Raw genomic sequence first — 9,644 nt, forward strand, 5'->3', positions numbered from 1 at the left:
GGTGAAAATGCTCCCGCCCCCCTGAAATCAGAACAGAAAGGGCCGATACTGGGCGACTTTTGCTCCGCCCGCAGCGAGAAACATCCCCGCCGCTACCGTGGTCGACTATTCCACTGCCGTTCTCACTCTATCTTTATAGAGGGGGGTGGGGGGGGGGGCGTCAGGCGCACGCCCATTTCCCCACCTCCAGGATCGGGCACGTCTTCCCGTTGGGAAGCTTCTTCGGGATCTTCTCGAGAGCCCCGGACGCGATCCAAGCTTCGATGATCTTCCTGACCCGGCGCCGATCGGTGCTGCTATCCAGCCCCAAGACGTCGGCTATCGCGTGCCCCGCCCAATCCTCACCAGTTTGATCGGAATACCTGAGCTCCTTGCCATCGATCGCTTCCTGACCCCGCTGCACGTCGCGCCATCCGAACCCTTCGAAAAGACCGGGCATCTTCCGGGCCTCCACGACACCGACCTGATCACCTTGACCAAGGTCCACTGAAACGGTTCGATAGGTTTCCCTGCCGCTGGACTTCGCCAAGTTCGATTTGTCGCGCTTCGTTCTCCTTTGACACGTCCGCTCTGGGTCCTTGCTAGGCATTTTGTTCTCCCACGGGGGGCGCAGAGCACCGTATTCGAGAGTTTTTGAGGAACACTATAGCACACCCCATGATATTATGAGTTTCGTTCAAGTTCAGCCGGGATTTCGGCGCTACCCGGACCCCAGGAAGCCCTTATTAAACTGAACCGTATAGTTTAGATGCGCGCAGGATCGCCCTCCCCCAAGATGCCGGGGGAACGGGGATTTGGATTCCGCCAAAACCCGATTCACACAGCCGTTGAGGGGACATCCCTTCTCCTGGGTGTTCCATTGTTCCATTGCGTTCCATTAGTTTTTCCGGTTAATGGAACACCCCTAACCCATTATAGTTAAACGGGAAAACCGTCTTCTGTTCCATTGTTCCATTAGTTTCTCGGGTATGGGATGATTTGAAAAGGGGTAACCTAAAAACGCCCCGGTAAGCAGGCCCAAATGACCGTAGACCCTTCTCAATTTGAAACATATAGGGAGGTTAATGGAACAGCGGAACACCCGCCTAGTAACCCACTGATTCCGAACGGATTCCTCTGTTCCATCAGATCGGCACCCCAAATGGAACACTCCGGGGTTCCGGGCCAAAAACCGGCAAGCTGGCCCGTCTGCCCGCCTCAACGATTTGTGGAACATGCCAGAAAACGAAAACCCCACCTTTCGGCGGGGTTTCACTGTCTTGTGGAACGCGGTGGATTCGGAGTCTGTCACGCGAGCAAATCGTCCTCGTCGCCCTCGTCGTCCTCGTCGTCGCTGCCCTCAAACGGAACCCAGAGAGGCCCGTCCTCGCCGCGAACGAACCACACGGTAGGCACGCCCAGCCCGTGCCGCCGGACCTTCCCGATGTTGCGCCAACCCCGGACGAGGGCCAGCGCCTTGCCGTAGGTCCGCACGTCCGCGTTCCTGTAGGGGGCCAGGACCTCCTCAAGCCGAAGGGCGAGGTAGGCGTCCTTCGCGGTGACCATGTTGCGGAGCATCAGCGTCTCGTCGCTCTCGTATTTCTTGAGCGTCATGCCGTCCGCGTCGAGCATCACGTCGCAGGCCCGCTCGGGCTTGTCCAGCCACTCCTCGATCACGGTGGCGATCTCCTCCGCAGCCGTCCGACGACGCGACTTCTCGGCGATGGCGTCGCGCTCGCGCATGATGTCCGGGTCCTGGATGTCGAGGTTCAGGGAGCCGGTCGGCTGGGCCTTCCGCATGTCGAGATACCGCTGGTAGGCTTCGCCCCAGATCAGATGCCGCTCCGCCCGGAGGCCGTCCCGGTCGATCATGTTGAACATGTTCTTGGGAGTCTTCCACACCCAGAAGCGGCGGGTGGAGGTCGGGTCGGTCAGGTAGTCGTCATCGTTCGAGGTGCCGACGAAAAGGAACTGCCGGTCGTATTCCTGCTCCCGCTTGCCATAGGCGAGCCGGTGAACGTCCCGGGCCGACGATAGCTGCATCTTGAGCGTGTTGGAGTCGACCTTCTTCGCGGCGGTCATCTCGGCGAGTTCGACCGCCCGGAAAGCCCGGGTCTGCTCGATCAGGCGGCCCGTGTCGTCCAGGCCGGACTTCAACTCGGTGACGAACTCCTCCAGAAAGATTTCCTGGTAGAAGGTCGATTTACCGGAGCCGGTCAGGCCCTCGATCACCGGCATGGTGTCGTATTTGCAGCCCGGCTCATAGGTGCGGGCCACCGAACCCAGGATGAACAGCGCGCCGGTCAAACGATGGAACGGCGTGTCCGGCACCCCGAGGTATTTGATGGTGTAGGTGTCGAGAAGCCCGGACGGGCTACCGGCGGCCTTCCACTTCTTCCAGCAGTTCTCGATGTCGTCCTTCACCGGGTTGATCGGGTTCTCGGCCCCGGCCACCAGCACGGCCTTCTGGATGACGTGATCGGGGAAGTCGATCTCGTAGCCGTTCCGCTCGGCGTTGCCGGAGGCGATCATGGCAATCGAGGCGTCGTCCCGGTCTTCCCAACGGCGGCCCCGCTTCCGGTCACGCTTGGGGACCACGGGGGACGGCGTTGGAATCTTCGGCGCTTTGATCGGCTTGAAGCACACCGGGTCGTGGGTGAACTCGTTGTAGCCGATGCACGGCGCGATCCGCCGGTCATTCATGCAGATCAGGGCGGCGTTGTTCAGCACGTTGTCGATCTCACCGGATTTCCGGCGGCGGAGGTGGGTCAACCACTCCTTCGACTTCTTGTCCTTGGTCTTCTCCGACTTCGTGGACTCCTCGCCCTCGTCCAAGTCGTCAAGCTCATCACCGAGGAGATCACGGGCGTCGTCCCCGGCTTCCGCCTCGCCCTCGTCCTCGTCCTCGTCCATGTCGTCCAACATGTCGTCGTGACCGGCGAACTGCTCGGCCATGACCTCCGGGAGCGAGTTGGCCCACTTCACCATCGCCTTGTAGCTGGGCAAGCTCGTGGGCGACGTGTCCGACCGCACTTGGTCGTCCAGGTGGCCGTAGAGGTGGATGCGGGCGAGGTTGAAGGCGTTGTGCAGCCCCTCGGCCGGGTCGTTGGCGTGGTGGCTGTGTAGGAACAGGCCGCTGTCGTAGACGATGGCACCGGAGGCCCCGCCAGCGCCGCCGAAGCGGTAGCGCCCGGAGGAGTTGCCGTCCGGCTCGTAGACCTCCGGGATGAACTCCGAGATCACGTCCTCGACGGTGTAGGCCCGGCAGAAGGGGCCGATGGGTGCCAGCTTCTCGCGCGGGTCCTCCATCCGGTTGTTCGGATCGGAGATTCCCTTGTGCTGTTCGTCCTCACGGTAGGGGAGGCTTTCGATGTCCTCCCAGCCGGGGTGCTCGGAAAGGAACTCGTCCACATCGAGCAGGACGGCGGGGTTGTGGTGGGTCCTGAACTCCTGCCCCTTGGAGACCGACGGCCAGAACATCGTTTGGTTGGGCTTGAGGCCCTGGGGGTCGATCATCTCGATCCCGTCTTCCGGCTCCTCGCAGAGGTAGAGCGTCGTCAGCCGGTATACGGCGTTGGCCTCCTCCGGCGTCATCAGGCGGTTGCAGAAGATCACAAGTCGCCAACGTTGGTTCTCCGGGACGTGCGACCGAGAGGTGTGCATCGCCAGTTCCCAGCGGTTCACCTCGGCGAGGCCGTCCAGGATGAAGTCAAGCTGTTCCGGGGTCGCGTGGTCGATGTCATGCGCGACGCAGGAGCGCCCGACGAGATCGGTGCCCTTGCGGCGGTTGCTCTTGTATTTCGCCGCCGTCCAGTTTCCGGCAGCCGCCTTGAGCGCGTTCCGTTCCTCCTTCGGGAGGTTAAGATACGCGCCCAGGGTGATGTGCTCATCGACCTTTGGCGTGAACAGGCGCTCGCGGAGCTTCCCCACGGCGACGTTCTTGTTCTTCACCTTGGACATGTTCATGCCCGAGCCAGCACCAATGGCAATGTCGATGCGGTGCTTGTCGATGTCAGTCCGACTCGTCATGTGCTCCACCCTGGATGTGCTACTTCTCAGGTCCGCAGCTGCGGCTGGTGCCCCTGCCGAGATAGTGATCGGGTGGTCTTCCATTTCGTGTTGCTCGGGCATGATATTGTTTTCGTGCTTGAACAGATTTCTGGACCGTTGTGCCGACGCACAATTCGAGACTGCGCTCCCTTCCGGCGGCACTGGGAACGGCCACTTCAACTGCGGCGGGGAGCGCTGTCCGAAAGGTTGCGGGGCAGAGTTACAAGGTTCGCGGATCAGAGTTCAGTCGGTCCGTCTGCCATTGGACGCTCCCTGATCGGGCTCGTATTTGGCAACTGGGGCCAACCCCGAACGGTCCTGCCCATCTGCTATCTCCAATCCCAGTCGTCCCTTGCGAGAGCGTCAATCTCAGAAAGCGGACCGGAGAACACGACCTTACGCTTGAACGGCGACGGAGCAATCAGGCGCATTTCGCCGTCCGTAATATGCTCAAAGTCCACGTGAGCAAAGAACGCGAGGGATGGATCTGCACGGCGAAGAATCAATTCGCGAGCGAAATACTCGCACTTTGCGATGGCTTCAGCACACTCAAATTTCCATCCAGCAGCCATCAATTGCACTTGCGTGGCGCAAACAGTTTCAGAAAGAACGAATGGGCCGGCGTCGAAGAGCCGATCACGCATGACAGCAATATCGCCAACATCTTCGACCTCGTACTCGAAGTCCTTCCATCGTGCCATCCAAGGAACGGGGTTTGTACGGGAATTGCTCACATCACACCTCCCCTGCGACGACGTGACCACGCAACCAATTATCGAGGTCAGTCCGCCGATATAGAACGCAACCCGAAACCTTGATGAAGTCCGGGCCATCACTGCGATTGACGCGCATACGAAGTTTGGCAAGCATCGAAGTCGACAGGCCGGTGTATTCGGCAGCTGCGACCGGGCGCAGATATTCACCGCCCGGATCGGTCGGTCGGTTCGCCGTCCCCGGGTGCTCTGAGTATTGTTGGATAGTTTTCATTTGCTGTCTCCAGGCGTTGATTCCTTTGCCTGTGAGTATCCACCATTCTCACGAAATTCGCATACACGCGGACATGCGAGAAAACCGCAATTGGATATGTATCAGCTTGGAAAGTCGTCCAGAACAGCCTCAAGAATGAGTGATCTGATCACTCTAACGTCCTTTGCCAGTTGGTTTTCTGGAGCTTTTTCATGCTCTTCGTGAAAAAGGATGTTTTGGATCGTTCCCAGGTTCAGGGGGGCTCCATTTCGCTCCAAGGCGTAAAAAAGAACATCGCTGGCTGCGATCGCCATGGTTTCTTTGCCACGTTCAATATCCAGATCGAAAAAGGTAGCGAGCAGACCGGCTACATAGTTGAGCATGAAGTTGCGAGCCCAGACCTTTGGGTCTGTTCGGTCGGTCTGTTTGGGGCGCGTGAGCTTTCGTGTGCCTTCCAATTGTTCATTGACCAGCACACCCAGTGAAATGGGAAGGGCCGCACCATTTTCCAATCGCGACCGGATCACTTCCATCATCAGGTCGTGGGCATGGGCGGATGCTTGTGCTGCACTGATGAGCTTTTCGGCAGACGATTCTGTGATTTCAATTGGACCGTCGGAACCCGACACTCTCTTTAAAGACAGTTCATACCACAGGCGCGTCCACTCGCGTCCGTTCTCGGTGATCCCGATCAGGTCGTGATTCAAGAGTTCTCGGGCAGCAAAATCCACGGCATCCGCCAACCCCACATCGCGAAGTTTCTGCATTGAACACGGTTGCCATGAGTCGGCTTCATGACCTGCTGCCATAATCTTCACTGGTCGGTTCCTTTCAATGAGGTTCCACTCCTAATTGTTGAAGCACCTTGCTCCTCCCTTTCAGATTCGGCTCCGTCTGAAGGACATCAAGGTTCTGGGCGGAATGGTCCACGCTTTGTCCGGTGTTGCAATAGCGTACATGCGGTGTCCATCGCCGGTCGAAGGTCGTCAATCGACAGTTTATAGCGTTTCCGGTTCACGTTGAAGCATACCCGGCGGCCTTGAAGTAGCCTGCTCACGATTTCCTCGAGAACGCCGGACTCCATCGCGACGGTGGCGAAGATTCTCCCCCTACAAAGATATAAACGGTAAGAGACCCGAGGAGTTTCTGATCGAATGGCATGCAGAATGCTCATGGCGGCCATGACTTGGAAAATTTCCGGATTTCTATGATAACGGTCTATCGGACCGTTCCGCTACCTCCGGGTGTCGACAGCGACATGGCCGGGGCGTCGTTCAAGAACGGTGTGTTGACGGTCAAAGTGCCGAAGACAGAAGAGGCCCAGGCCAAGCTCAAGCGGATCGAAGTCAAGCCCGCTTATGTTTGTCGGGAAGGGAAGGGCAGCCCTTCCCCTCTCGTTCGCCACGCCCAGACTGAATGATCTGTACGGTCGTGCGCCAAAGTGCTATGGCGCGCCCCCTCTTGCGAGAAGAGAAATCGCGAGCCGACAACCGACTGATATGTAATCTATTTTCAGCAGAATAGAGAAGTGAGGATTTCTTGCGGGAGAGATCTTGACAAGGCTTGAGTCGTTTCCAATTTCCCGAACATCGGCACTCGCAATCCGTGAGTGCCAAACCTTCGCAACGCAGATGGAGGAGCGTGCAACATGGCATTCACACCGCTACACGACAGGGTTTTGGTTCGTCGCATCGCAAGCGATGAGAAAACTTCTGGCGGTCTGATCATTCCCGACACCGCAAAAGAGAAACCGGGCGAAGGCATCGTCATCGCCTGCGGCGAAGGCGCTCGCAAGGACAATGGCGAGCTGATCCCGATGTCGGTTAAGGAGGGCGACCGGATCCTGTTCGGGAAATGGTCTGGCACCGAGATCAAGCTCGAAGGCGAGGACCTGCTGATCATGAAGGAAAGCGATATCCTGGGGATCATCGCCGACGCGTCTGTCGCCAAAGCTGCCTGATCCGAGAATTCAAGCAAACAGAGGAGGAACAAGCCAGATGGCTGCAAAGGACGTGAAGTTTCAATCCGACGCGCGCCAGAGAATGCTGAATGGCGTCAATATCCTTGCCGACGCGGTCAAGGTGACCCTCGGCCCGAAAGGCCGCAATGTGGTGCTTGAGAAGTCGTTTGGTGCCCCGCGCATCACCAAGGACGGCGTGACAGTGGCCAAGGAGATCGAGCTTGAGGACAAGTTCGAGAACATGGGCGCCCAGATGGTGAAGGAAGTGGCCTCCCGCACCAGCGACGAAGCCGGTGACGGCACAACCACTGCGACCGTGCTGGCCCAGGCCATAGTCCGTGAAGGCCTGAAGTTTGTCTCGGCCGGCATAAATCCGATGGATCTCAAGCGCGGTATCGATCTTGCTGTTGCCAAGGTCATCGAGGAGATCAAGACCGCCGCCCGCGACGTGAAGGACAGCGACGAGATCGCTCAGGTCGGAACCGTTTCCGCCAACGGCGAAGTCGAAATCGGTCGGCAGATCGCCGACGCGATGAAGAAGGTCGGCAATGAGGGTGTCATCACCGTCGAGGAGAACAAGGGCCTGGAGACCGAGACCGAGGTCGTCGAGGGCATGCAATTCGACCGCGGCTACCTCTCGCCCTATTTCGTGACCAATGTCGAAAAGATGACCTCGGAACTCGAGGACGCCTACGTCCTGCTGCACGAGAAGAAGCTGACCTCTCTGCAGCCGATGGTGCCGCTCCTCGAAACTGTCATCCAGTCGGGCAAGCCACTCCTGATTGTTGCCGAGGACGTTGAGGGCGAGGCTCTGGCCACGCTCGTTGTCAACAAACTGCGCGGCGGCCTGAAGATCGCGGCCGTAAAGGCCCCGGGCTTCGGTGATCGGCGCAAGGCCATGCTTCAGGATATCGCGATCCTGACCGGGGGCCAGGTAATCTCGGAAGATCTCGGCATGAAGCTCGAGAACGTCACGGTCGATATGCTTGGGTCCGCCAAGCGGATCTCGCTGACCAAGGACGAGACGACGATCGTTGAAGGTCATGGTGAGAAGGCTGAGATCGAGGCTCGCTGCAAGCAGATCAAGCAGCAGATCGAAGAAACCACCTCGGACTATGACCGTGAGAAGCTGCAGGAGCGCCTTGCCAAGCTCGCTGGTGGCGTTGCTGTCATCCGCGTCGGCGGCATGACCGAGATCGAAGTCAAGGAGCGCAAAGACCGCGTCGACGACGCTCTCAATGCAACCCGTGCTGCGGTTCAGGAAGGTATCGTGGTCGGCGGCGGTGTCGCCCTTCTGCAGGCTGCCAAGGCGGTGTCCGGGCTGACAGGCGCGAATGCCGACCAGAATGCCGGCATCAGCATCGTCCTGAAGGCGCTCGAGGCCCCACTTCGCCAGATCGCGGAAAACGCAGGGGTCGATGGTTCCGTTGTGGCCGGCAAGATCCGGGAGAGCAACGACCCGACGTTTGGCTTCAACGCTCAGACCGAGGAATACGGCGACCTCTTCAAATTCGGCGTGATCGACCCGGCAAAGGTTGTCCGCACAGCACTTGAAGACGCAGCCTCCGTGGCCGGCCTGCTGATCACCACCGAAGCGATGGTAGCCGACAAGCCCAAGCCCAAGTCAACTTTGGGAGCAGGCGCCAGCATGCCCGGCATGGACGACATGATGTAACATTGGCTTGAGGAAGAGGGGGCCTCGGCCCCCTTTTTCTTTGTTCCTTGCGATCAAAATGTGGGTTGTGGAGCAAATTGGTTCTTGGCCAGACCCTGTCAGGTTGCTCGCTCAACTCAGATCATCAGCCGCAGAGCCTTGAGACGGCGTTGACGGGCACTCATATCTCATGGGCGAATCCATAGAGCTACGGGAGGTCCAATGGCCACTTTTGACGACCGGAAGAATGCCTTCGAGAAGAAATTTGCCCACGACGCCGACATGCAGTTTCGAGTAGAGGCGCGGGCCAACAAGCTTTTGGGGCTTTGGGCGGCAGAGCTGATGGGCAAGACGGGTGAGGAAGCAGAAGCCTACGCGAAGGAAGTAATCAAGTCGGACTTCGAAGAGCCGGGAGATGAAGACGTGATCCGTAAGGTTGCGGGCGATCTTGGCGACAAGACGACAACCGACGAAATTCGGTCGAAGCGCGCCGCTTGTCTCGACGTTGCAAAGGCACAACTTGCCGACGAGTCGGGAAGCCGCTGAAGAATTTCTGGCTTAACTGGAGACATATTCGGCCGCTTTGAAGTGGTGACTATTCCGGCGAGCTATACGCCATAGTCATTCCAGCTTTGCGTCACGATGGGGATTGCTGCACCGCAGCATATTGTCTGTTTTGGCGTAAACGGTAAGGCGAGTTTCCAGCGGGTCGTCCTCCTCCCTGAACCGCGGAATACCAGCGGCGGCCCTTTCCTCATCCCTAGGTGTTCAGTCCCGGCATCTGGTGGATCGGATTGACGATGAATCTGTCGGGCTCTGAAGTCGAGACCTTGCAGATGTATTCGTATGGCGTGAGACCGCTGAGGGTCTTGAGCCTTCGGGCGAAGTTGTACGCAGCCATGTAATCCGCGAGGTGCGCGCGCAGCTGATCGTGGCTGTCGTAGTGGAAGCGTTTGACGGTCGCGTCCTTGATTGTCCGGTTCATTCGCTCGACCTGGCCGTTGGTCCATGGATGGTTGGGCTTGGTCAGGCGAT

At 58.7% G+C, this 9,644-nt stretch carries 10 protein-coding genes; 4 read left to right on the forward strand and 6 right to left on the reverse strand.

The window, feature by feature from the left end:
- Positions 1–160: 160 nt before the first annotated feature.
- The 5 genes from EU800_RS25175 to EU800_RS25195 form a co-directional block, all read right to left on the reverse strand.
- Complete coding sequence (locus tag EU800_RS25175) at positions 161–589, reverse strand: hypothetical protein (RefSeq protein WP_129636225.1); 429 nt, start codon at positions 587–589, stop codon at positions 161–163.
- 698 nt (positions 590–1,287) lie between these two features.
- Positions 1,288–4,008: a VapE domain-containing protein gene (locus EU800_RS25180; RefSeq protein WP_129636226.1), complete on the reverse strand. Its 2,721-nt coding sequence runs from the start codon at positions 4,006–4,008 to the stop codon at positions 1,288–1,290.
- 350 nt (positions 4,009–4,358) lie between these two features.
- A complete protein-coding gene (locus tag EU800_RS25185) occupies positions 4,359–4,763 on the reverse strand; it encodes a hypothetical protein (protein WP_129636227.1) in 405 nt (134 codons plus the stop codon).
- A 1-nt stretch (position 4,764) separates the two neighbouring features.
- Positions 4,765–5,016: an AlpA family transcriptional regulator gene (locus EU800_RS25190; RefSeq protein WP_207210011.1), complete on the reverse strand. Its 252-nt coding sequence runs from the start codon at positions 5,014–5,016 to the stop codon at positions 4,765–4,767.
- A 101-nt stretch (positions 5,017–5,117) separates the two neighbouring features.
- Positions 5,118–5,813, reverse strand: coding sequence for a hypothetical protein (locus EU800_RS25195; RefSeq protein ID WP_129636228.1), 696 nt, complete (start codon positions 5,811–5,813; stop codon positions 5,118–5,120).
- A gap of 341 nt (positions 5,814–6,154) precedes the next feature.
- On the opposite strand from EU800_RS25195, the gene EU800_RS25200 reads away from it, so the two are divergent.
- The 4 genes from EU800_RS25200 (at position 6,155) to EU800_RS25215 (ending at position 9,155) form a co-directional block, all read left to right on the forward strand.
- Positions 6,155–6,415 carry an Hsp20/alpha crystallin family protein gene (locus tag EU800_RS25200; protein ID WP_129636229.1) on the forward strand — a complete coding sequence of 87 codons (261 nt, stop codon included), beginning with the start codon at positions 6,155–6,157 and terminating at the stop codon, positions 6,413–6,415.
- Positions 6,416–6,643: 228 nt separating this feature from the next.
- Positions 6,644–6,955 carry a co-chaperone GroES gene (locus tag EU800_RS25205; RefSeq protein WP_129636230.1) on the forward strand — a complete coding sequence of 104 codons (312 nt, stop codon included), beginning with the start codon at positions 6,644–6,646 and terminating at the stop codon, positions 6,953–6,955.
- Between the two features lie 37 nt (positions 6,956–6,992).
- Entirely contained in the window at positions 6,993–8,630 is a 1,638-nt protein-coding gene (gene groL, locus EU800_RS25210; RefSeq protein WP_129636231.1) for a chaperonin GroEL, read from the forward strand.
- 201 nt (positions 8,631–8,831) lie between these two features.
- Positions 8,832–9,155, forward strand: coding sequence for a DUF1476 domain-containing protein (locus EU800_RS25215; RefSeq protein ID WP_129636232.1), 324 nt, complete (start codon positions 8,832–8,834; stop codon positions 9,153–9,155).
- Between the two features lie 214 nt (positions 9,156–9,369).
- Here EU800_RS25215 and EU800_RS25220 read toward each other — a convergent pair.
- The coding region (locus tag EU800_RS25220; protein ID WP_165354846.1) for an integrase core domain-containing protein at positions 9,370–9,644 on the reverse strand (275 nt) is incomplete at its 5' end.

Source organism: Tropicimonas sp. IMCC6043, from assembly GCF_004146235.1.
Lineage (GTDB): Bacteria > Pseudomonadota > Alphaproteobacteria > Rhodobacterales > Rhodobacteraceae > Tropicimonas.

Coding starts and splice junctions, on each gene's coding strand:
- EU800_RS25175 (WP_129636225.1), bottom strand. CDS start 589: ATGCCTAGCAAGGACCCAGAGCGGACGTGTCAAAGGAGAACGAAGCGC.
- EU800_RS25180 (WP_129636226.1), bottom strand. CDS start 4,008: ATGACGAGTCGGACTGACATCGACAAGCACCGCATCGACATTGCCATT.
- EU800_RS25190 (WP_207210011.1), bottom strand. CDS start 5,016: ATGAAAACTATCCAACAATACTCAGAGCACCCGGGGACGGCGAACCGA.
- EU800_RS25200 (WP_129636229.1), top strand. CDS start 6,155: ATGCAGAATGCTCATGGCGGCCATGACTTGGAAAATTTCCGGATTTCT.
- EU800_RS25205 (WP_129636230.1), top strand. CDS start 6,644: ATGGCATTCACACCGCTACACGACAGGGTTTTGGTTCGTCGCATCGCA.
- groL (WP_129636231.1), top strand. CDS start 6,993: ATGGCTGCAAAGGACGTGAAGTTTCAATCCGACGCGCGCCAGAGAATG.
- EU800_RS25215 (WP_129636232.1), top strand. CDS start 8,832: ATGGCCACTTTTGACGACCGGAAGAATGCCTTCGAGAAGAAATTTGCC.